Raw genomic sequence first — 21433 nt, 5'->3', positions numbered from 1 at the left:
TAGAATTCTTATTCTATATTCTTATTATTACACAGCAATATGAAGTTAATGTGAAGTTATGACCATCTATTTAAAAAATTCCTCTTTCAAAACAATAAGGATTATATTTACCTTCTCCAGTATCCAGACTTTTTATAATTTCTCTTACTTCTTCAGGTTTTTCAAAGGTAAAATCCAGCCGTAGCTCATCTAGCCCCAGTTTTCGTATATCTTCTAATTTTGGTATAAGATTCATAGGTTTATCCATATAAATTTCCATATTATCCAGACCGTTTCTTACTACTCTGTACATATCATTATGATCACCGTGCAGTTCCTTATATTCTTTCTCAAATATAGGATATTCTATATACATACCTTTCAGATACCCATAAATTACCATAGCCTTTTTTACTATTTTACTTTTGATCCCCTTCAGCTGTTCATAGTTCAGCTCAGGAGACAGAAAAATAGTTTCCACGCCGTCAAAGCTCCCAAAAAGGTCTACAGTGTAGTTATTAAATATATTAAGGTTCCAGTCTACACTTTTTTTATCAGTTTTCGATTTCAAAATCTGATAAAGATTTGAAACCAGTTTTGAATTCAGGTCTATTTTATCAAGTTTACTTTCTTTTGCCACATCAAACTGTCTGTAATATATCTTTTCTATTCCGTTTGCCCTGCATTCCGCTTCCTGTTCTTTATTCGACACCATTGCAGAGAAAACCGGACTGTTATTATAATTATTCTCAAAATTTCTTACTTTTACAGTTTTTCCTTCTCTTCTGTATGAATCCAATAATTTTTCCTTTAATTTTTCTGCACACTCTCTTTTCATCTGCTTTAATTCACTGAATGAAAAAAATGCTTTATTATCATAATCAATATTGATATCACCAAGCTCGAATGAAGTATCCCCGAGTTCGGATATTTTTTCATTTATTATATTTATATCTATGGATTTTTTAGCAGTTTCCTTTAATGTCTCCCTTTCACATTCTGCACTTATTACTTCGCCGTTAAGATTTTCCGCAGTAAATGCTAATACCGGATTTTTATCCAAAGCAGCAAAAAATTCTGCATTTATTTTCATTTTTCTTTCTTTTACTTTCATTTCATGATTTATACTGTCGTGCAGTTCTTTTGAATAATTTTTATAAATATACTTTGTATTTTCAGGAATTCTCCCCAGATATACAGTTTCCCCTTTGAAAGCTTTTTCCTTTTTTATATTATCAGCAAGAATTTTATTTATATAAACTCCGCCCAGTCTCTCATAGTCCTCTCCTACGAACTGTATGCCGTCACCAAGGCTAAGTTCGTCTTCAAGCCTGACTTTACCCCCTGATACTTTTTCACCCAGTTTATATCCAAAATTTGAGGAATAATCAAAATTCATAAGTTTATCATCACCATGAAAATACCCTTTTGAATATCCTCTGTTAAATAACTTGTAAGACTGGCTTTTTCTGTCTTTATTATTAAGAATTTCATTATAATAACTCACAGTTTCATATACATACTGTTCTGTTTTCTTTCTGCCTTCCACCTTTATGGCATTTATTCCTATTTCCTTGAGTTTTTTTACTTCCTCTTCAAGAAACTGATCATTAGGGCTGAGAAAATAAGCACTTTTATTATTTTCATCCAGAAATTTCTTTCTGCATGTATAAGCACAAAGACCTCTGTTCCCGCTTCTTCCGCCAATAAAACTGCTTATGTAACAATTTCCCGAATATGCGATACATAAGGCCCCGGAAACAAAAACTTCCAGTTCTATAGTAGTATTCTTTCTGATCTCCTTTATCTCCTCAAATGTAAGCTCTCTGGCAAGTACCACTCTTGAAAGCCCCATTTTTTGCAAAAAATTAGCTTCCTCATGATTGGCTACTGTCATTTGTGTACTCCCGTGCAGAGTAAGACCCGGAAAATTTTCAGATAAAAACTTTAAAAAACCTAAGTCCTGTACTATCACTGCATCAATTCCATGCTCGTATATTCTGGAAAAATTATATATTGTACTCTCTATTTCTATATTTTTCATAATCGTATTTAATGTAAGAAGTGTTTTCCCCCCTCTTGAATGTGCATAATCTATTCCGTCAAGAATTTCCTGTATACCAAAATTCTTATTATTCCTTCTTGCACCGAATCCTCTTAACCCGAAGTATACCTCATCTGCTCCGGCTTTTACCGCTGCTTCCATTTTTTCATAGCTTCCTGCTGGTGCTACTATATTCATTATATTACTCTCCTCATTATAAACATCATAAATTTCTAAATTTTTCTTCCTAAAGTGAAATATTCCCGTTTTAAATATATTTCATTGTTCAAAATATAAACAGGATAAAGTATTAATATTATATCACAAGAATAAAATATTTTATATTATTGTATTTTTTTATACTTATTTTAGTGATATAAAAGTAATATAAAATAAGATATGACTCTTTTGCTATTTACATATCACTGAAATTTTATTATAATTTATATGGTGATTACATGAAAAAAATAATTATGTTACTTATGATATTGTTTTTGGTTTCCTGTGAAAGTATAGACCCGAATTATCAATGGTATACTCCCAGAGAGGTTATCAGTAAAATGGATCAGCTAATGCCGGGAGATATTCTTATTTTGTCTAAAGGCAGCCGATTCAGAGAAATGTGGGGACACTCAGTTATTCTTAATGATGAAAAAAAAGTTGTGGAATTTCCCGGATATTTTTCCGGTTATCAGGAAGTCCCGCTTTTTACATGGGCTGACCTTGACAGAGAAGTCGCTATTTTCAGGTTAAAGGGAATAGATGATAATTTCAGGGCTGAGCTTATGAAAGAGATAGAGCTTACTATTAACAAAAAGTATGGTATTACTTTTGATAAAAACTTTGATAAAAGACTTTACTGTTCACAGTTTGTTTATGATGTATTCAAAAAAGCAGGAAAAACCACAGGAAGGGAAATTGATCTGGACTCTGACGGCGGGAGCTGGGTAATGCCGTTTGATATTATGAGATCTGATTTACTGAACAATATTATACTTGAATAGTTTTATAAAATGCAGAATGTACAGGGATGACTTTTTTATCGTCTTGTAACGGTGGTAGTGGTAATGGTAAATAAAAATTAATTAATCAGGACCACCCCTTCAAGGGGTGGTTTGCTCCTTGGCTATAAGCCAACGGGTCTCTGACTACGCCTCAAGGCGCCTGCTTTCTCTTCGCTCAAGCTACTATTGTCTTTGACTCGTGGCTACCTCTTAAAGAGGTTTCTTATCACTTCGACTTATCCCTAAAGGGATCTTCATATTCCTTCTCACTTACTTTATCTCGTACTATGTCATGCTTTTCTTGCTCTTGAATATACTTTCTTATTGTCGATTCATTTAATCCTACTGTACTTACATAATATCCTTCCGACCAAAAGTGTCTATTTCCAAATTTATATTTTAAATTTGCATGTCTATCGAACATCATCAATGCACTTTTGCCCTTTAAATATCCCATAAAACTTGATACACTTAATTTAGGTGGTATACTTACTAACATATGTACGTGATCCGGCTTTAAATGCCCTTCTAGTAATTCTACTCCCTTATATTTACATAGACTCCTTAATATTTCTCCTACACTTTTTTTATATTGATTATATATTATTTTTCGTCTATACTTAGGGGTGAATACAATATGGTACTTACACATCCACTTTGTATGGGATAGGCTATTACTTTTTTTAGCCATCTTTACACCATCCTCTCTAATAGTAGCTTGAACAACTTCTATTATATTGGATCGGTGTTTTTTTGTACAACTTTGTTTTCCTCACCCGCATAGCGGGTGGTTTTATGTTTCATACGCTTTGCGTACTCAACTGACTTAAGTCTATAATAAAAAAAATTAAGCAGTCAGAAAAGTTATGCTTAATTTTTTTATTTTCTTATTTTTCCGCAAGAGCTTTGTGATAAAGCGGCCCTACGAATTTATTCAGCGGGAAAGATTCTTTTAATGCTTCTGTTATGTATCCTTTTGTAGTATCAACAGCACTTTCAATGCTTTCACCCTTCGCCAGTTCAGCAGTCAGACATGCTGCAAAACTGCACCCTGCACCATGAGTATATGCAGTATCTATTTTTTCAGATTCAAATATTCTAAATTCATTACCATCATAAAGAACGTCTATTGCTTTATCAGGACTAAATGATTTTCCGCCTTTTATAAGCACATATTTCGGTCCGTATGCGTGTATTTTCTTAGCTGCCTCTTTTAGTTCATCAAGAGTAGTTATTGGAGCTACTCCTGCAAGCTGTGCTGCTTCGAACAAATTAGGCGTTACTACAGTGGCATTAGGAAGCAGATATTTCTGCATAGCTACTGTATTTTCAGGAAATAATGCCTGATCTGTCCCTTTACAAACCATAACAGGGTCTATTACAACTATTGGTGAATTTACCTTTTTCAAAGTTTCTCCTACATATTCTATTATTTCCACTGTAGGAAGCATTCCTGTTTTCAGGGCATCTACCCCTATACCTTCGAGAACTGTTTTTGCCTGTGCTTTTATTGTTTCTAAATCTATTGGAAATACCTGATGAGCCCAGTTATTATCAGGATCCATAGCTACTATAACAGTAAGTACGCTCATCCCGTATACTGATCTTTCCTGAAACGTTTTCAGATCTGCCTGTATTCCGGCTCCGCCGCTTGTGTCAGACCCGGCTATTGTAAGCACTTTTTTCGGATTTGCCATTTTATCATTCCTCCTATTTGTTAAATATTCCACATTAATTATATACAGAAACTAAACATAAAATCAATTGATTTATTTTAATTTTTTTTCTTTTATTTCTAATACAGGCTTTCTGTTACTTTTTTTCAACATTCAGAAACAGGCTTGTTTTCTCGCTTACCTTCTTGTTTTCAGGAAGAAATTCAGAGTTGGCATTACTTATATTAAAAACAGCTTCATAATTTTTATTTATTAGTCTTTTGTCTTTATCTTCATAATAGTTTTTTACAGTCTCCACATCATCATCAGAAAAACCTTCTACTTGTAACTCCATTACTTCACCATTTTTATCTTTTATAATATAAACATCTCTGAGACGCATATTAGGATAAACTTCCATTATATCATCAGGGAACTCTTTCGGCATTGTAAAACCGCCCTTTTCTTTAGTCACTCTTAGTGTTGTTCCTCCATATTCATTTTCATACTCCATATATTCGCCGTTCCTGTTATTAAAAGCACCGAATGCTGTTATACCTATTATAAAGATGAAAAGTACCGCTGCGGCAATTCCAAATACTTTCCAGTATTCTTTCGTAAAATATATTCTCATATTATTTCCTCCTTGTGTGTGTTTAATGAATATTCAAATTATTATAACAAATAAATATCGCTAACACAATATAAAACGGACATGAATTAACATATCCGCTTTTTTGGTATCTGTTCTTTATAAAAGGAAATTATTTTTTCTTAAAACTGCATGTTACCAAATGATCGTCTATTATTCCCACAGCTTGTAAAAATGAATAAATAATAGTGGAACCAACAAATTTGAAACCACGTTTTTTCATATCTTTGCTTATTCTGTCTGATAATTCTGTTTTAGCGGGAAGTTCGCTGATTTCTTTCCATTTGTTTACTATCTGCTTATTATCTACAAATCCCCATATGTAATTTGAAAATGAGCCGAATTCTTCCTGTACTTTTATAAAAGACTCTGCATTTATCACAGTTGAGTTAACTTTTAGTTTATTCTTTATAATTCCGTCATTCTTCAGAAGTTCATCCAGTTTATCCTGTTTATAATCCTTTATTTTGTTATAATCAAAATTATCAAGGGCCTTTCTGAAATTTTCTCTTTTATTTAAAATTGTTATCCAGCTTAATCCCGCCTGAAAACCTTCCAGTATAAGCATCTCAAACATATATGAGTCATCATGGGAAGCTACTCCCCACTCTTTATCATGGTATTCTCTTTCAGAATCCTTATTTGCCCATCCGCATCTGACTATTTCTTTCATAAAAATCTCCCTTCTGCTGTCAGTCCCTGTAAAGAACCTGTCTGTTTAGTATCATAAATATTAAAATAACGTTCCTTTTATGCCGTTACTTTTATATTCTCTTATTATATCATGCATTTCATATAGAAGTCCGTATTTTTACACTCTGCCTTAAAAAAACTGTACATATCTTTCATATTTAATATATTACAAAAATATTTATTTCCGTATATGCGTATATATTTACTCTTAAGTCCCGGAAAATGCTCATCAAGCTTTTTGAAGTAATACTCCCTCTGATTCTGTCTTAATGTCACACCGCCGCCAAAGTATACAAATTTTGCTCCGTTTTCATATGACAGTCTTATAATGTCGGAAATATTCTGCATACTGTCTGTTATAAACGGAAGAATGGGCATTAGCAGAATCCCTGTAAATATCCCTATATCCGAAAGTTTTTTTATTGCCTCGAATCTCTTTGAACTCACAGCAACATTAGGCTCTATTATCCGGGCAGTCTCATCGTCAGCAGCAGTAACTGTCATTTTTATACATATAGGTGAAAATATGGAGATTTTCCCTAAAATATCATAATCCCGCATAATAAGGTCGCTCTTTGTGGTCAAATCCACACCCCATCCATATTTATAAAACAGCTCGAGACTCTCTCTGGTTAGTTTCATTTTATCTTCAAGAGGATTATAAGGATCGCTCATCGCCCCTGTAGATACTACTCCTTTTACTCTCTTGCTTTTTAATTCTTTTTCCAAAATGTGAAGCGAATCTTTTTTTACCGTTACTTTATCAAAATTTTCTATTCTGTAGCAGTCACTTCTTGAATCACAATAGATGCAGCCATGACTGCATCCTTTGTATATATTCAGGTTATAATCCGCACCAAACCACTTTTCCTTATATTTATTTTTGGTAAGAAGTGTTTTAGCCTCTATATATTCTATCTCATCTTTTATATCCATATTTCCCCTGTTATCTATTTTATCGGTACATAAATATCAAATTCAGAATTATCGGAATCATCTTCCCATCTCTCATCATAATACTCAAAACTGTATTCTCCCCCGTATTCCAGCTTTTCTTCCGGCATCCATTTCATATAAATATCCTCTATAAACTTACTTACATTCTCTCCGCCTATTTTCCCCTTAAAAGTATAAACTGCATATTTATTCGCAGGAAGAGTTATTTCTTCGAATCCTTCTGGAATTTCTGTATATGACTCTTTTTCCATACCTATAGTATAATCAAACAATTCAGCTTCCATTCTCATATTATCCGAAAGTCCGTAACTGTTCATATGTTCCGGATTATATTTCCCCTTAACTATTTCAAAGAAATCTACCCATTCTTTTATAAGGTTTCCCACTGTTTCAGGACTTACATCTTTTGTTTTTTTTCCGTATATTGTTATCTCCGGCAGTTCTTTTATTACAGCTTTCATAAATATCACTCTCCTGATTTATTTTCTTTAATTATAGTATCTTTATTATGACAATAGTATGTCATATATCTAAAAAACTTTAAAATAAACTTCTGCTGTATCTTTATATAAAAAAATCCCCCGTTTTATGGGGAATTTTTACAAATTATTTTACTAACTCTCCGTTTTCATATTTATCTACCTGCTCCACATTGCCGTTCTCATCATAGTATGTAATGTCTCCGTCAGGTTTTCCAGCCTTATATGTTCCTTTTGAATATATGTTTCCATTTTCATAATACTTTACAAATAATCCCTGTACCACATTATTTTTACCTGTCTGATAGATCAATTCAGGTGTATTTGTAGAGATATAAAAGTCTGCTATTACTTTTACACCATCTTTTTGCTTATATGCTCTTTTATAAGACTTAGCCAGAAGCTTGTCACTTACAGGTGCACCAGTTTCATCTACATAAGTTATAAAAGTTCCTTTTTTATAATTTAATTCATCATAGACTTTTAGACCTGTACTTTCATACGAAAAACCTATTGCTGCTGCAAAAAGAAACAAAAAAACGAGTAGTATTTTTTTCATAAAATCACCTCATAATTATTTTTGTTGTACTACTATAGTATAGTATATCATAGTTTGATTTCCCATATTTTTTATTTATAAATTTATTAATTTTTCATAATTTTTGTTTTAAAAATATTATCTTTCATGTTTTTCCACGAGTTCTTTTGCATCTTTCAAGCCTAAACCTGTTATTTCCCTTACTCTTTTTATTTTCTCAATTATTGACATACTTGAATTAAGGACTTCATTTAATATCAAAGTATTATCTACAGATTCTTTCACGGTTTCTGTATAATTCTTTTCAGCTGGAAATATTCCGTCCTCGCTTCTCTCGACTGTTTCTTTTGCATCTTTCAGACTCATTCCTGTTTTTTCACGTACCAGTTTTATTTTTTCTATTTTATTGTAATTTCCTCTGAGAATTTCATTTAATCCTTCTGTATTAAGAGATATTTTTTCTAAACCTGTAATTTTATTATCCTTAATTTCTGTATAACCGCTGAATTCGCTGTGTCTCATATTTTCTTTTTTCTTTTCTTTCTCTCTTTTTTCATAATATTCTTCCACATCTGTCTTTTTTTTAAAAAAATCAAATATCCCCATTATTTATCCTCTCTCATGTACATCATATACATATTTTTTACTCTCTCCATGATTTCGCTCCGCAGTTCTTCCGGTTCCAATACTTCTACATTATCGCCCAGACTCAGTATAAATTCCAGAAACCATTTGTCTATTCTCCAGTTTAATTTTATAATAATATGTTCCTTTTCGTATACATTATTATATTTCTTTTCCCATTCTTTGATATCCAGCACTTTGTAATTATTCAGAAAAAACTTGGCTATTTCAAAAAAATTCTTTTTATACTTTAGTATTACTTCATCATTCATACAGTCATTAAAAAATTCCTTTTGAGAATATATTTTTTCTGTAATTTCCGGATTTTCAGTAAATTTCCCATTTGTAATTTCTATTTCCAGTATTCTTGATACCCGAAATACTCTCAGTTCCTCTCTGAGAAGACAATTGGCAAATAAATATACCGAGTTGCCTTTAATTAAGATAATATAAGGTTCCAGCTTTCTCTGGCTTATTACATTTTCACCGCTTATATACTTTACATCTATTATATTTTTATTTTCAATGGCTTTCTTTAGAGATGTTATATTTTCCTTTTCTCTTTTATGCATAAGATAGCCTTCTTCTATTTTAAAATAATCCAGCTTTCTCTGTTCTTCCATCTCTTTATCAGAAATTATATTTTTGAATTTTTCTATAAGAAGCTTGGTTTTACTGTCTTTATAATAGTAATTATTTAATATTGATATTATTCTTGTGAGTTCTGATTTTGAAAAATTTATATTTTCCAGCTTAAAATTCTCTATAATACTTATTCCGCCTTCAAATCCCATTTTTCTTTCAATTGGTATTCCCATGCTTTCCAGTATATCAAGATCACGATATATTGTCCTCTGTGATACCTCGAATTCTTCGGCAAGTCTTTTAGCGCTCACTTTCTTATATCTATTCAAATAATATAGTATGTTCAAGATCCTGTCTGTCTTCATATTTCCCCCTGTCTTATTAATCTTCAAAATTTTATAAAGAAAATTAATTTACTTAAATATTTATCTGAAAGAAATTGGTATTGTTTATATTAACTATGTAATCTGAGTATAACAAAAATTCTTTATTATTACAATTGAAAAGAACTGATTTTATTAAAATTACCAATAAATTTATAAAGATACTTTTCCAGTTTCCAACTCCCTATAAACTTATCCCCGTATAATTAAATTTTTTATAAACTACATATATTTATTTTGAAATTTTTCTCTTTAAAATAATACTATGTATAACATTATAAAAAATTCAAATACACTTGGAATAATTCCTGTCTGAATTCAAAACTTTATCAATATATAATTTTCCAAAATATGTTGCCAAATATAAAATGCATAATTACTCTTAGAAATAGTTATGTATAAATTGTCGGATAACTATTACAATAAAAATTAATTCTACGTATAAAAAATTTCTTTTCAAAAAAAAACAGCCGTTAAGCTGTTTTTATAATTAACCAAATATATAAAGTTATCTTATATTATTTTCTGCCTTATACTGCTCGATTCTAAATAGAAGATCTTCTATTTCCTGTATTTCGGCTACTTTTTTATCTATTTGTTTGTCCACCTTAGTTAATTCTTTTTCTAATCTCTGACCGCTGTTTAAATGCTGTCTAAGGTTAGTCCACTTCCCTCTTGCTCCTTCTCTTAACTCTCTTCTATATTCATAAGTAGGAGCTGCACTTGCCATAATCCCTGCAAATACACATAAAGTCATTATAATTCCAAATTTTTTCATAATTTTCTCCTCTTTGTCTTTCTTATCTTTTTCTTCTCATTCTTGCCTGTTCATCCGGCATCAATTCTTCTTCTTCAGCTTTGATTCTGTCAAGCATAGTATACCAGTAACCTCTTTTTTCAGGTAATGTTACATACACTGATTCCTGAGATCTTCTTAATGCTTTTTCATATGATGAGTATACTCCGTCCTGATCATAATCTTTTGTTATGCTATCTTCAACAGCTTTAGTCACCTGAACATCACCTTCTGCACTATACGCCGCAAAAGCCATTGTTCCCACTAAAAAAACTAATAGTATCTTTTTCATAAAATTCTCCTTACTTTCTTGTTTTATTTAAGTACTTAAGTACTTTGTTATATTCAGTTTTATGCCATGCTACATCTTTTTTAGCTCTATAACTTTCGATTTTATCGGCCTTTTCCATCTGTGCCTGTACATCTGGCATTTCCGGTTCAGCTTTTACTTTCTTAGCTCCCAGAGACATAACACTTAACGCCATTAATACAGTAATGATTAACTTTTTCATAATTCTCCTCCTATGTTCATCTGTTAAATTTTATTTTATAAAACTTCAGTATTTTATAAATTCCTCTACTAAATTTTAGCATTTTTTTGGATTTTGTCAACTCTTTTTTCTTTCTTTAATTTTTACTTCTTTAATTACTTAACTTTCATAAGATTGTTTTTCTAAAAATCAACCAGTTTATACGTAAAAATATAATTTATTTTATTATATTTTTAATTTTATCTCTTAGATTTTTAGAATTTTTACAGTTTTTACCGTGGCTGGAAACCAGTATCTGATAGTCTTCGTTTTCCAGTATCGCACCAAAACGTGCATTCATATTCTCCTTGGAAGTTATATTATTTACAAGGATATTATTATTAATACAGAATTCAGCTATTTTTTCATTTAACTCTTTATTATCCGTTGCTGCTACCACAAGCATGTATTCTTTCAGATTCTCACCGGAGAATCTTTTCTCTATTATATTTATATTCTCTATTTCTTTTATTTTTTCTTCTTTTATTTCCTCAGCTATAACTGTTATATCCGGATTATATCTGGACAGGGTTTTTATTTTTTTATAGGCTATTTTTCCGCCGCCTACCACAAGACATTTTTTATTTTCAATATCTATACATACAGGAAAAAACATTTCTCCTCCTTTGGTTTTATGAGTTTTACCAACTTCCGCCACCCCCGCCGCCGTGGCCGCCTCCGCTGCTTCCGCCGCTGTCATCTGAAAAAGTGCTGTTTACAAAATTATCTATTATCTTTTTGCTGTTCATTGAAAAATAACTTTTTGATAAAGCTCTGCTTACAGAGTATACAGCATAGTAAACCCCTAAAATCGACACAGCTTTAGAGATTGCATTTCTCTCGTCATTGTTTTTTTTCATAATATCAATATAATTTTCCTCAAGCCCGAATGACAAAACATAAGGAAATTCTTGTATCGCTTCCTTTTCATGGGAACCTGTATCCCCAAAGGTATTTATTGTATCTTCATTTCTTCTTTTTATATATTTTTTGAATCCAGCTGTTTTCTCCATTATTTTTTTGCCATACTCGCTGTACCTTTCAATATAAGGCATAAAAAAACGCAAATATACTCCTAATAATACAAGCATTATCATTAAAAACAGAATTTCAGGATAAGCAAATATAACTACTATTGCTACAAATATTACAACTCCCAATGATTTTTCAAAGCCCTCAAAAGTAATATTCTTTAACACTAATACTAAAAGCGGGCCTGCTATCACTGCTATAAATATATCCGGCATCAGATTAGGCTGGAGCATCGTCTTGGCTGTAAATATGTATATTGATATCGGAAATGAAATATAATATATATGCGGGTTATAAATTTTTTTATATTCTGTTTTTAGTATTTCTTTTATCCTTTTATATGTCTCATATAATTTTTCTCTGTCTATACTGCTTATGTTTTCTATTTGCCCGTCTTGCTCATCTGCAAGAAGATTTTTCAGTATGATTTCCTCTTTATTTAGGAATTCTTCCGATGATTCCATTGAATATATCATTTTGTTTTCATCATCATATTTCAAAGACAAATATCCTTTGGAAAACAGCATTAATATTCCTGTAGTAAAAATTTTATCAAATTTCTGATTCTTGGTTATATAAGATATCATCATAGAAGACATGTCATTCGGCGGACTCCTGACTTCTTCACAGTTTGAATATTTGTTTATCTTGCCGATTATCAGCCTTACAATCAAGGTATAACAGCTCAATAGCAAAAACATTATTCCCAGAACAGAAAATTCCCAGTTCAAATTGAAAAAAAGCTTTGATTTGTCTAATAGTGACATTTTTACATTTTCAGGTATCAAATCCATTCTGACTGTGATACCTTCACCTTTTTTCAGCTTTTTCTGTGTATTTATCTCTATATTATCCTGATTTATTTTATAAATAAAATTATTACCTCTTTCACCATTTTTCCCTGTGAAAATTTTTAATGTTTCTGTTTCTTCAGCAAGAAAATTTCTGTTATCTTCATAATGGATTTTTACCTTTGCCTGTAATATATCCATGTTCCATTCTTGACCAATAACATTATAATAAAGTTCTGCTTTTTTTCTGTTATTACTCACTGCATTTTCTACTATATAATTTATTTCATATTTATGAATTCCCGGTTTCAGATATTTATCTTTTGACCCTATCTTAAATACAATCTCATTATACTTTCTGTTTACTTCATAATCTTCGGATTTCTCATTACGCAAAATAGCTTCTTCATTTATAAGTATCTTTTTTCCAAAAGCATTTCTATTTTTCTGCTTGAGCGGAATATTTCTATAAATCCCGTGTTTATCAGTGCTGGAAATATAGTACTCTATTTCTTCTTTTATAAAAAGTGAACCGTTATCCATAATGGAAATATCTACATTATAATCATTTATTACTTCATAATATCCCGTTATCTCTTTGGAAATATCAGTTTCACCGACAATAAACGCAGAAATAAACATGAAAAAACTTATAAATATCATATTTTTAGCAAAAAACTGGTAAAATCCATTCTTCTTTACCAACTTCCGCCACCCCCGCCGCCGTGACCGCCGCCTGAAGAACCTCCGGAAGAATGACTGCTGCTTCCGCCTCCGCTGTCAGAAGTAGCTGAATGATGGTTTACAGAACTGTTATATGATCTTAATACATAACTCTTTACAGTATTATGTCTGTATGTATTTCTAAAATTATTATTGACTTCATCATATGATACATAATTATTTTCTTTTATTACATCAGCTAGTTTTTCCATACTGTACGTCATATCTGCTGCTGCCATATAAGGATATATTTTACCTATATATCTGTTCATTTCTTCTGAGCTGAAAATATCCTTTACATCTGATTTATAATTATTTATCTCAGACTCTATATACTCCATCTCATAATTTATACCAGTTCCGTATTCGGTATAACGGCGTTTCAGATTTACATATTTATTATATAAATACCCGAATATACACCATATTACAAGGATAAATACATTCTGAGTAGCAATAAACATTAATACTCCTATCGCTACACCCCATATCCAGATTCTTTTTGGCGGATCTCCGAGAACGTACATTGTCAAACCTACCATTGTCCATATGGCAATATTTACACCTATTCCAATTCCTCCGCCTATATCTTTTGTTAACATATACCCTATTTTATATGAAGAAAATCCTATAAGACCAGTTATAAATATCAGGAAAATAATAGCGGAATTATCTTTTTTTATCATTGCTGTTTTTTTCTCTCTCAGCATTCTTTTAAGATTATTCTGAAAATTATAGAAATATTCTTCAGGAATATTTGAAAATTTATTTATTTTTCTGTTTTTCCCCTCATTTTCCAGTGTTTTTTTCAGTTTTTCCAGTTTTTCATTATCAAGGTTAAGGTCGCTCTCTTTCAAAAGAGTATTTATTTTATCCTCAAATATGATTTCTATATCTTTCTGACCAAATTTCTGTCTTTCCAATGCACTTTTCAAAGCCCGTTCTTCTTCTGTAAGCTTTTCTCCTGAATCAAGCAGCTCATATGCATCATCACTTACTTCCGGATGCAGTACAAGGTGTTTTTTTGATATTAATGAAAAAACTCCTACACTTATTATATTTTCAATTTTTTCATTATTTTTCAAAAATGACATAAGCATTGGCGAAAGTTCCTTTGGTACTTTTCCATATGTAGTTTCATCTGCTTCAAGCTTTCTCCCCAGAGTCAGAAGCCTCAGAGGTATAAACAGCAGAAACAGCAATAAAAATCCCAGTGAAAAAGATAAAAGCTCATTTCTATACATAAAGCCCTCTAAATTTTTCAAAAGACTTATATGAATTTTATCTGTCTCAAAGTTCAAAAAAAACGAGAGACCGTTATTACTTTTCAATATTTTCGTTGTTGATATTTTTATAAGATCAGGTTCCGTTATATAACGGTAATCCATTTCTTTTGCGCCAAAAACACCTGTATATATCAGGATATCTGTTCCTTTAGAAAATATTTTTTCATTATCTTCAAAAAAAATATTTACCTCGCCGTCTAATATATCATAAGACCAGCTCTGCCCTATTGCATTCCAGTCTATCTCATATATATTATTCCCTTTTCGGGTTACAGCGTCAAATACGGTATAATTCAATACATATTTATTCATGCCCGAAACATATGATCCGGCATTACCCACTTTGAATCTCATAATACCTTTTTCATATGTCTTTTTATATTTTTCCTGCTGACCATTTCTTGTTATAAAATTCATTTTTACAGAAATATCTCCTTTTGCTCCTCCTAGATAGAAAACGGGTATATCTCTGTAAATCCCGTGCTTTCTCGATGAGAAAAAATAATCTATTTCTTCGTTTACTGTAATAGTACCGTCTTTATTAATCTGAATATTTACGGCCATATTCTTTATATGTTCTTTGTATTGATAATTTCTCTCATATTCTTCTTCTGTATAATTATGCGAACTCTCTCTTGTCCCGCTGTTTTGTGTATCTGAATTACGAACTTCCGAAACTGCCGTTGTAAATACAAAAAGAAATATACATGCTAATAGTAAAAAGAATCTTTTCTTCATTTCCCACTCCTGTTTTCTAATCTAACGTCCTCTTCAATCCCGTCTTTCCTGCTTTTTTTCTTTCATCAAAAATAAATTCTTCCAGTTCTTCACGCCCTGTGTTTTTTAGGGCTGAATAGAAAAATACATCATTATTATTAAATTCCAGTTTTCTTTTTATCTCTTTCAGCTGCTTAAATTTCTGGTTATTTGAAAGCTTATCTGTTTTTGTGAATATAATATAATAATTAATATCATAATGCTCCAGCCATTTCAGCATCTCTATGTCATCACCAGAAGGTACTCTTCTTATATCCAAAAGAAGAAAAACTATTTTCTCCCTGTCACTGTTCAGATAATCCGAAATTAACTTCCCCCAGTTTTTCTTCACAGCTTCTGGAACTTTCGCGAACCCGTATCCCGGAAGATCCACAAAGTAAAAATCCTCATTTACGTCAAAAAAGTTTATAAGCTGGGTACGTCCCGGCGTTTTACTGGTTCTTGCCAGATTTCTTCTGTTTGTTAGTGAATTAATCAAAGATGACTTCCCTACATTGGATCTGCCTATGAATGCAAACTCTATTTCTGTGGACTCTGGATAATCATTTATCACAACTGCTGATTTTATAAAATCCGTCTTTTTTATTCTCATTTATTCTCCTATCTAATTTATACCGCATATTAAATGTTTAGTTTTTATAAAAATTTCTTTTATATTATATCATACACTGAAATTAAAATCACATAGTTTATATATTGTTTTCGGACAATTGCCGTAAACAGACAATAAAAAAGACAGGTACCATTGTTTTCCCTGTCTCTTTCTTTATTTGAAAAATATTTTACTTTTATTTATTCAGCATACGCGATAAAAATTCCTGTGTTCTTTTATGCTGAGGATTGTTAAATATAACTTCAGGTTTATCGTCTTCCACTATAACACCCTGATCCATAAATACCACACGGTCTGAAACTTCCTGTGCAAATCCCATTTCATGTGTCACCACAAGCATTGTAAGTCCGCTTTGTGCAAGATCTTTCATTACTTTCAGAACTTCCCCGACCATTTCCGGATCAAGTGCCGATGTAGGCTCGTCAAACAGAAGAACTTCCGGTTCCATGGCCAATGCTCTTGCTATGGCAACTCTCTGTTTCTGACCTCCTGATATCTGACTCGGCTTTGCATTTATGAATTTTTCCATTCCTACTTTAGTAAGGAACTCCATTGCTACCTTTTCACTTGTTTTTCTGCTTTTTTTCAAAACTTTCATTTGTCCTATTACACAATTTTCCAAAACACTAAGGTTATTAAAAAGGTTAAACTGCTGAAAAACCATTCCCACTTTTGATCTTAATTTAGCAAGTGACATTTTTCCTGTTGTTATATCTTTATCATGATAAAGAATTTCACCGCTTGTAGGTCTCTCAAGAAGATTTATGCAGCGAAGCAGTGTAGACTTACCGCTTCCCGAAGAACCGATTATACATACCACTTCTTTCGGTTTTACGGTAAAGTTAATATCTTTCAGGACACAACGGCTTCCGAAATCTTTTCTCAAATGTTCTATTTTTATAATTTCATTACCCACACTATTACCTCTCTTCCAACAAATTGCTCTCAAGCTCTTTTTCAATAGTTTCCGCTATTTCAAAGTTCTTCGGACCATCTATTTTCTTCTCTACGAATCTTAGTATCATACTAATTGTAAATGTAAGGAAGAAATATATCACACTTGTTATTATAAACACTTCATAATAACGTGTGTATGTCCCGGCAAGTGATTTTGAAGTAAAAAAGAGTTCGGTAACACTGATAACGTTTAGAACCGATGTATCTTTTATATTTATGATAAACTCATTTCCTATAGACGGCAGTACATTACGTATTGCCTGAGGAAATATGATAGATTTCATAGTCTGAAAATGGCTCATTCCTATTGCCTGTGCGCCTTCCAGCTGACCTTTGTCCACAGAGTCGATTCCGCCTCTGATAATCTCTGCCATATAAGATCCGGTATTTATCGATACTATTAATAATGCTGCAGGTATAGGATCTAGATTAATCTTCATAAGCTGCGGAAGCCCGTAATATATGACCATTGCCTGTACTATCATTGGTGTTCCCCGAAAGACAGCCACATATATCTTTATTATAATCTGAAAAAACTTAGTAAAAAATTTCTTCGCTGCAGGTGTTTTTTCATCAATATATGCTTCTCTTACAAGAGCTACACATAATCCGATAAAAAATCCCACAATAGTCCCTGTTAATGAAATATAAAGTGTAGTCATAGTTCCGCTTACGAACTGACTGCCGTTTTTTTCTATAAAGAAAGCAACCCAGCCTAAAAAAGTCCTGGTACCATCTGCTGCTAAAAACATACTCTCCCTCTTTCCAGTACCCTTATCCCCAAAAATACTGTCTTTGGGAATATTAATTTTTCAGGGTACGCTTAACTTGTTTAATGTTAAATAATAAAATTTCACTGTTAGTGCCGAAGCTTTTATATCTGTCCGAAGTTATTACGGTTCTATATATAAGCAGTTTATAATACTAATTTCCCAACGGCTGATTCTTAATAGCATCTTCCATTATTTTCTGACGCTGGTCTTCAGGAATTCCTGCAAGAATTTTGTCTATCTTTTCTTTAAGCTCTGTATTTCCTTTTTTCAGTCCCACAGCTACGTCCACTTCTTCATTTGAATATTCAAAACCTTTTCCTTTTTCAAAAGTAATATATTTCAAATTAGGATTTGCTGTTTCTGCTGCCATCGCTCCCGGTCTTTCAGAAACATAACCGTCTATTTTTCCTGAATTAAGAGCTACTATCATAGCAGGGAAATTTTCCATTGCTGTTTGTTTCTTTACGCCTTTCAGCTGGTCTATTACAGTATAGTGAAGTGTGTTCAGCTGTCCTGTAATTTTGGCACCGTCAAAATCATCGAGTGTTTTTGCATTTGCATATTTTCCGTCTTTAGCTACTACTACTACAAGATCAGACTTATAATAAGGTGAAGTAAAATCAAGACTTTCTTTACGCTCTGCAGTAGGTGACATTCCTGCTATTACCGCATCTATCTTACCTGACTGTAATGCCGGTCCAAGAAGTCCGTCCCAGTCAGTCTGTACTATTACAAGATCTTTTCCTAATTCTTTTGCTATTAGCTTAGCTATTTCCACATCATATCCGCCGCAGTATCCGTTACTTGAATTCTTTACTGCGCCATTGCTGTCATCACTCTGAAACCAGTTAAAAGGGGCATAACCGCATTCCATTCCCACTCTGAATTCATTGCTTTCTTTTTTTGCTCCCCCTTCGCTTCCGCCTTTTCCGCAGGCAGTTAATATCATCAGCATAAATATTAGAGCAAGTAAATTGATTTTCTTTATCATATTTTCCTCCTTGATTATATAAAAAAAGGTTGTTCACTATTATGACAACCTGTTTATATATAGTTGTTTAATAGTGCCATCCAAGCGGATGAGTGACAAAGATATTCTCTTTGACCCCACATTGTACTCATGCCCTTGTACAACGTTCGGCGATGGTTACCTTTCATATGTTTCCCAGCCTGCCAGCTCCGCATATTACTGATTTTCACCGCTACCTCTATAAAAACCTAATTTTATTCTATTGTTATTAAATAATGATAGCTGATATTTTCGTAAATGTCAAGTATTAATCAATATATAATATATAATTTGCTATTTTACACTTTATGTAGTAATATTATAATGAATTTAATTTTTAGAGAGGAGAAAGAATGGGAAATAATTTTTTTAGTTTCATGGAAAAAACCCTTATGGGGCCTATGTCAAAGCTGGCAAATCAAAAGCACTTATTAGCAGTAAGAAACGGTATGATATCTACTATTCCTCTTACTATAGTGGGAAGTTTCTTTCTGATACTTGCTTCTCCGCCGCTTAGCCCTGCATTTTTAAAATCAATAGACTATGCCAATAAATATGGAATGAACTTTGCACTGGTATTCAGACTGAGTATGGGGATTATAGCTGTTTTTGCTACATATAATATTGCTTATTATCTGGCAAAATCTTATAATCTGGACGGAGTATCAGCAGGAACACTTGCTCTTGTTGCGTTTATGATGACGCAGATACCTTTATTTCTGGAATTCACATTGAAGAATGCCGCAGAACCTACAAAAGGATGGGTAATTCCTATGAGTAATCTTGGTTCGGCCGGATTATTCGGAGGTATTATAATTGCCTTTTTTGCTGTGGAGACACTTCGGTTTTTTAAGGAACACAGGCTTGTAATAAGAATGCCTGACGGAGTGCCGGAAGCAGTGGGAAGATCATTTGAATCATTATTCCCTACTATCTTTGTAGTTGTGGTTGTTTATATTATTTCGATACATTTTGGATTTGATATTCATAAATTTCTTTATGGATTCTTCAAACCGCTTATAAGCCTTGTTAATCACCCTGCAGGAGTTATAGTAATAGTTTTCCTTGTTACTCTTTTATGGGCATGCGGTATTCACGGAGTTGCAATTATAGGTTCCGTTGCAAGACCAATATGGCTTATTCTTCTGGATCAAAACGGAGCAGCTCTTGAAGCAGGTGCGAAAGTTCTGCCTAATATAGGAGCAGAGCCTTTTTATCAGTGGTTTATCTGGATAGGCGGTTCAGGATGTACTATAGGTCTGCTTATTCTTATGGTTTTTTCCAAGTCCAAACAGTTAAAAAGTCTTGGGAGAATTGCTTTGCTTCCGGGAATCTTTAACATAAACGAGCCTATTATATTCGGAACGCCAATTATGTTGAACCCGTTTCTGATTATACCATTTATGCTTGCACCAATAACTACGGCACTTTTGAGTTATTTTGCCATGGCTGCGAATATGGTATCAAGAGTTTCTACTCTTGCGCCGTGGACATTTCCGGGGCCTATAGGTGCTTATCTAGCTACAAACGGAGATTTCAGAGCAGTAATACTGGTATTTATAAATATAGCAATTTCCACAATTATTTATTTTCCTTTTTTCAAACTTTATGAAAAGAAATTAATTGCTGAAGAAAAAATAAATTCAGAAGTAAAAACAGCAGATTAAAATTATTTATATTAAAGTAAACGAATAAATATTACAGGCTGTATATTAAATTTTAGCATACAGCAAAAAGGGCCGGATTTTTATCCAGTCCTTTTTTATAATATAATTCGTTAATATTAGGCGAATTCTGGATTTTCATTACTCTCATCTAAACTGTTGTTCTTAATTTCCAAGTCAAAAAGTATCCAAGTTGTGAAAAAGCTTTAATGAGATCAATTTCAGACTTTGCAGCTCCTCACTTTCAAAATTTGAAAAAAGCTGCTCATATTTTTCATAATAACCGGGAAGAAAATCATCAAGAAATGAGTAACCTTCTTTAGTTATGGATATCTTAGATATTCTCTGGTCATTTTCATCTTTTATTTTTTTTATAAACTTCTTCTGACTTAAAGTTTTCAAGACATTACTAATCGTAGGGCCTGATAAACCTAATTTTTTGGAAAGACTGCCGGGAGTTTCAGGTTCATTATTATTCAGATATAAAATGAGAAGTATAGATATCTGGGCAGTTGTTGTTTTGAACCGGCTCAAATAACTTTCGATTCTCCCATTGGTTTTCTGCACTGTCACCATAAAACCAAAGAATGCTTTCATAATATCCGGATTAACAATCTCATATTTCTCATTTAAAATATTAAGTTTTTCTAAATCAGGAAATTTTTTCATTTATAGACCTCTATTTCTACTATATACATTATATATCTAACTAAAAAACAAACATTAAATACAATAAATTATTGTACTTATGTCAATAATGTGGACACATTTATCTTGTCTATTATGAAATTTTTTTCAAATATTCTTTAGGAGATAAATATCCTAATCTTTTTTGTGTTCTCCTTGTATTATAAAAACCTTCTATGTATTCAAATAATATCCGCTTTAA

Annotated in this window: 24 protein-coding genes; 2 read left to right on the top strand and 22 right to left on the bottom strand. The window is 32.2% G+C overall.

Annotation, left to right across the window (positions count from 1 at the left end):
- Positions 1–70 precede the first annotated feature (70 nt).
- Positions 71–2221, bottom strand: coding sequence for a U32 family peptidase (locus NK213_RS06355; RefSeq protein WP_253347965.1), 2151 nt, complete (start codon positions 2219–2221; stop codon positions 71–73).
- A 260-nt stretch (positions 2222–2481) separates the two neighbouring features.
- Here NK213_RS06355 and NK213_RS06350 point away from each other — a divergent pair, with 260 nt between their 5' ends.
- Positions 2482–3027 (top strand): YiiX/YebB-like N1pC/P60 family cysteine hydrolase, encoded by a 546-nt coding sequence (locus NK213_RS06350; protein WP_253347964.1) that lies wholly within the window; start codon positions 2482–2484, stop codon positions 3025–3027.
- Between the two features lie 226 nt (positions 3028–3253).
- Here the strand turns inward: NK213_RS06350 and tnpA are convergent, their stop codons facing one another.
- The 19 genes from tnpA to NK213_RS06255 all read right to left on the bottom strand — a co-directional run bounded on the left by tnpA (position 3254) and on the right by NK213_RS06255 (position 18862).
- Positions 3254–3718, bottom strand: a complete 465-nt coding sequence (gene tnpA, locus NK213_RS06345) for an IS200/IS605 family transposase (RefSeq protein ID WP_253347963.1) — start codon at positions 3716–3718, stop codon at positions 3254–3256.
- Between the two features lie 196 nt (positions 3719–3914).
- Complete coding sequence (gene pdxK, locus NK213_RS06340) at positions 3915–4724, bottom strand: pyridoxine/pyridoxal/pyridoxamine kinase (protein WP_253347962.1); 810 nt, start codon at positions 4722–4724, stop codon at positions 3915–3917.
- Between the two features lie 115 nt (positions 4725–4839).
- A complete protein-coding gene (locus tag NK213_RS06335) occupies positions 4840–5316 on the bottom strand; it encodes a hypothetical protein (RefSeq protein ID WP_253347961.1) in 477 nt (158 codons plus the stop codon).
- Positions 5317–5446: 130 nt separating this feature from the next.
- Positions 5447–6007 (bottom strand): DNA-3-methyladenine glycosylase I, encoded by a 561-nt coding sequence (locus NK213_RS06330; RefSeq protein WP_253347960.1) that lies wholly within the window; start codon positions 6005–6007, stop codon positions 5447–5449.
- Positions 6008–6111: 104 nt separating this feature from the next.
- Positions 6112–6963: a radical SAM protein gene (locus tag NK213_RS06325; RefSeq protein ID WP_253347959.1), complete on the bottom strand. Its 852-nt coding sequence runs from the start codon at positions 6961–6963 to the stop codon at positions 6112–6114.
- Positions 6964–6977: 14 nt separating this feature from the next.
- On the bottom strand, positions 6978–7445 hold the full coding sequence (locus NK213_RS06320) for a GyrI-like domain-containing protein (RefSeq protein ID WP_253347958.1): 468 nt from the start codon (positions 7443–7445) through the stop codon (positions 6978–6980).
- A 145-nt stretch (positions 7446–7590) separates the two neighbouring features.
- Positions 7591–8022 (bottom strand): toxin-antitoxin system YwqK family antitoxin, encoded by a 432-nt coding sequence (locus NK213_RS06315; RefSeq protein ID WP_253347957.1) that lies wholly within the window; start codon positions 8020–8022, stop codon positions 7591–7593.
- A 117-nt stretch (positions 8023–8139) separates the two neighbouring features.
- Positions 8140–8607, bottom strand: coding sequence for a ribosomal protein L7/L12 (locus tag NK213_RS06310; protein ID WP_253347956.1), 468 nt, complete (start codon positions 8605–8607; stop codon positions 8140–8142).
- Complete coding sequence (locus tag NK213_RS06305) at positions 8607–9575, bottom strand: YafY family protein (RefSeq protein ID WP_253347955.1); 969 nt, start codon at positions 9573–9575, stop codon at positions 8607–8609. The genes NK213_RS06310 and NK213_RS06305 overlap by 1 nt, the downstream gene beginning before the upstream one ends.
- Positions 9576–10101: 526 nt before the next feature.
- Positions 10102–10371: a hypothetical protein gene (locus tag NK213_RS06300; protein WP_253347954.1), complete on the bottom strand. Its 270-nt coding sequence runs from the start codon at positions 10369–10371 to the stop codon at positions 10102–10104.
- Positions 10372–10393: 22 nt separating this feature from the next.
- On the bottom strand, positions 10394–10681 hold the full coding sequence (locus NK213_RS06295) for a hypothetical protein (RefSeq protein WP_253347953.1): 288 nt from the start codon (positions 10679–10681) through the stop codon (positions 10394–10396).
- Between the two features lie 10 nt (positions 10682–10691).
- On the bottom strand, positions 10692–10901 hold the full coding sequence (locus NK213_RS06290) for a hypothetical protein (protein WP_253347952.1): 210 nt from the start codon (positions 10899–10901) through the stop codon (positions 10692–10694).
- Between the two features lie 196 nt (positions 10902–11097).
- Positions 11098–11535 carry a bifunctional precorrin-2 dehydrogenase/sirohydrochlorin ferrochelatase gene (locus NK213_RS06285; RefSeq protein WP_253347951.1) on the bottom strand — a complete coding sequence of 146 codons (438 nt, stop codon included), beginning with the start codon at positions 11533–11535 and terminating at the stop codon, positions 11098–11100.
- Positions 11536–11560: 25 nt separating this feature from the next.
- Positions 11561–13447 (bottom strand): DUF2207 domain-containing protein, encoded by a 1887-nt coding sequence (locus NK213_RS06280; protein ID WP_253347950.1) that lies wholly within the window; start codon positions 13445–13447, stop codon positions 11561–11563.
- Positions 13441–15489 (bottom strand): DUF2207 domain-containing protein, encoded by a 2049-nt coding sequence (locus tag NK213_RS06275; RefSeq protein ID WP_253347949.1) that lies wholly within the window; start codon positions 15487–15489, stop codon positions 13441–13443. The genes NK213_RS06280 and NK213_RS06275 overlap by 7 nt, the downstream gene beginning before the upstream one ends.
- A gap of 16 nt (positions 15490–15505) precedes the next feature.
- The gene (gene yihA, locus NK213_RS06270) at positions 15506–16120 is read right to left on the bottom strand and encodes a ribosome biogenesis GTP-binding protein YihA/YsxC (RefSeq protein ID WP_253347948.1); all 615 of its coding nucleotides are present in this window, start codon (positions 16118–16120) and stop codon (positions 15506–15508) included.
- Between the two features lie 196 nt (positions 16121–16316).
- Positions 16317–17057, bottom strand: coding sequence for an amino acid ABC transporter ATP-binding protein (locus NK213_RS06265; RefSeq protein WP_371926380.1), 741 nt, complete (start codon positions 17055–17057; stop codon positions 16317–16319).
- A 4-nt stretch (positions 17058–17061) separates the two neighbouring features.
- Entirely contained in the window at positions 17062–17850 is a 789-nt protein-coding gene (locus tag NK213_RS06260) for an amino acid ABC transporter permease (RefSeq protein ID WP_253347947.1), read from the bottom strand.
- Positions 17851–18022: 172 nt separating this feature from the next.
- Entirely contained in the window at positions 18023–18862 is an 840-nt protein-coding gene (locus NK213_RS06255; protein ID WP_253347946.1) for a transporter substrate-binding domain-containing protein, read from the bottom strand.
- A 371-nt stretch (positions 18863–19233) separates the two neighbouring features.
- Here NK213_RS06255 and NK213_RS06250 point away from each other — a divergent pair, with 371 nt between their 5' ends.
- Entirely contained in the window at positions 19234–20547 is a 1314-nt protein-coding gene (locus tag NK213_RS06250; protein ID WP_253347945.1) for a PTS sugar transporter subunit IIC, read from the top strand.
- A gap of 174 nt (positions 20548–20721) precedes the next feature.
- Here NK213_RS06250 and NK213_RS06245 read toward each other — a convergent pair whose 3' ends face one another.
- A complete protein-coding gene (locus NK213_RS06245) occupies positions 20722–21213 on the bottom strand; it encodes a MarR family transcriptional regulator (RefSeq protein WP_253347943.1) in 492 nt (163 codons plus the stop codon).
- 112 nt (positions 21214–21325) lie between these two features.
- On the bottom strand, positions 21326–21424 hold the full coding sequence (locus NK213_RS20625; RefSeq protein WP_371926382.1) for an IS3 family transposase: 99 nt from the start codon (positions 21422–21424) through the stop codon (positions 21326–21328).
- Positions 21425–21433: the final 9 nt, after the last annotated feature.

Source organism: Sebaldella sp. S0638, assembly GCF_024158605.1.
Taxonomy (GTDB): Bacteria; Fusobacteriota; Fusobacteriia; order Fusobacteriales; family Leptotrichiaceae; genus Sebaldella.
This window is presented reverse-complemented; position numbering and strand designations above follow the sequence as displayed.

What these genes read in the sequence shown, in the direction of transcription:
- NK213_RS06310 (WP_253347956.1), bottom strand. Translation starts at nt 8,607, where the DNA reads ATGGGGATATTTGATTTTTTTAAAAAAAAGACAGATGTGGAAGAATAT.
- NK213_RS06355 (WP_253347965.1), bottom strand. Translation starts at nt 2,221, where the DNA reads ATGAATATAGTAGCACCAGCAGGAAGCTATGAAAAAATGGAAGCAGCG.
- NK213_RS06255 (WP_253347946.1), bottom strand. Translation starts at nt 18,862, where the DNA reads ATGATAAAGAAAATCAATTTACTTGCTCTAATATTTATGCTGATGATA.
- NK213_RS06325 (WP_253347959.1), bottom strand. Translation starts at nt 6,963, where the DNA reads ATGGATATAAAAGATGAGATAGAATATATAGAGGCTAAAACACTTCTT.
- NK213_RS06335 (WP_253347961.1), bottom strand. Translation starts at nt 5,316, where the DNA reads ATGAGAATATATTTTACGAAAGAATACTGGAAAGTATTTGGAATTGCC.
- NK213_RS06275 (WP_253347949.1), bottom strand. Translation starts at nt 15,489, where the DNA reads ATGAAGAAAAGATTCTTTTTACTATTAGCATGTATATTTCTTTTTGTA.
- yihA (WP_253347948.1), bottom strand. Translation starts at nt 16,120, where the DNA reads ATGAGAATAAAAAAGACGGATTTTATAAAATCAGCAGTTGTGATAAAT.
- NK213_RS06315 (WP_253347957.1), bottom strand. Translation starts at nt 8,022, where the DNA reads ATGAAAAAAATACTACTCGTTTTTTTGTTTCTTTTTGCAGCAGCAATA.
- NK213_RS06250 (WP_253347945.1), top strand. Translation starts at nt 19,234, where the DNA reads ATGGGAAATAATTTTTTTAGTTTCATGGAAAAAACCCTTATGGGGCCT.
- NK213_RS06290 (WP_253347952.1), bottom strand. Translation starts at nt 10,901, where the DNA reads ATGAAAAAGTTAATCATTACTGTATTAATGGCGTTAAGTGTTATGTCT.
- NK213_RS06245 (WP_253347943.1), bottom strand. Translation starts at nt 21,213, where the DNA reads ATGAAAAAATTTCCTGATTTAGAAAAACTTAATATTTTAAATGAGAAA.
- NK213_RS06260 (WP_253347947.1), bottom strand. Translation starts at nt 17,850, where the DNA reads ATGTTTTTAGCAGCAGATGGTACCAGGACTTTTTTAGGCTGGGTTGCT.
- NK213_RS06300 (WP_253347954.1), bottom strand. Translation starts at nt 10,371, where the DNA reads ATGAAAAAATTTGGAATTATAATGACTTTATGTGTATTTGCAGGGATT.
- tnpA (WP_253347963.1), bottom strand. Translation starts at nt 3,718, where the DNA reads ATGGCTAAAAAAAGTAATAGCCTATCCCATACAAAGTGGATGTGTAAG.
- NK213_RS06305 (WP_253347955.1), bottom strand. Translation starts at nt 9,575, where the DNA reads ATGAAGACAGACAGGATCTTGAACATACTATATTATTTGAATAGATAT.
- NK213_RS06295 (WP_253347953.1), bottom strand. Translation starts at nt 10,681, where the DNA reads ATGAAAAAGATACTATTAGTTTTTTTAGTGGGAACAATGGCTTTTGCG.
- pdxK (WP_253347962.1), bottom strand. Translation starts at nt 4,724, where the DNA reads ATGGCAAATCCGAAAAAAGTGCTTACAATAGCCGGGTCTGACACAAGC.
- NK213_RS06330 (WP_253347960.1), bottom strand. Translation starts at nt 6,007, where the DNA reads ATGAAAGAAATAGTCAGATGCGGATGGGCAAATAAGGATTCTGAAAGA.
- NK213_RS06320 (WP_253347958.1), bottom strand. Translation starts at nt 7,445, where the DNA reads ATGAAAGCTGTAATAAAAGAACTGCCGGAGATAACAATATACGGAAAA.
- NK213_RS06285 (WP_253347951.1), bottom strand. Translation starts at nt 11,535, where the DNA reads ATGTTTTTTCCTGTATGTATAGATATTGAAAATAAAAAATGTCTTGTG.
- NK213_RS06350 (WP_253347964.1), top strand. Translation starts at nt 2,482, where the DNA reads ATGAAAAAAATAATTATGTTACTTATGATATTGTTTTTGGTTTCCTGT.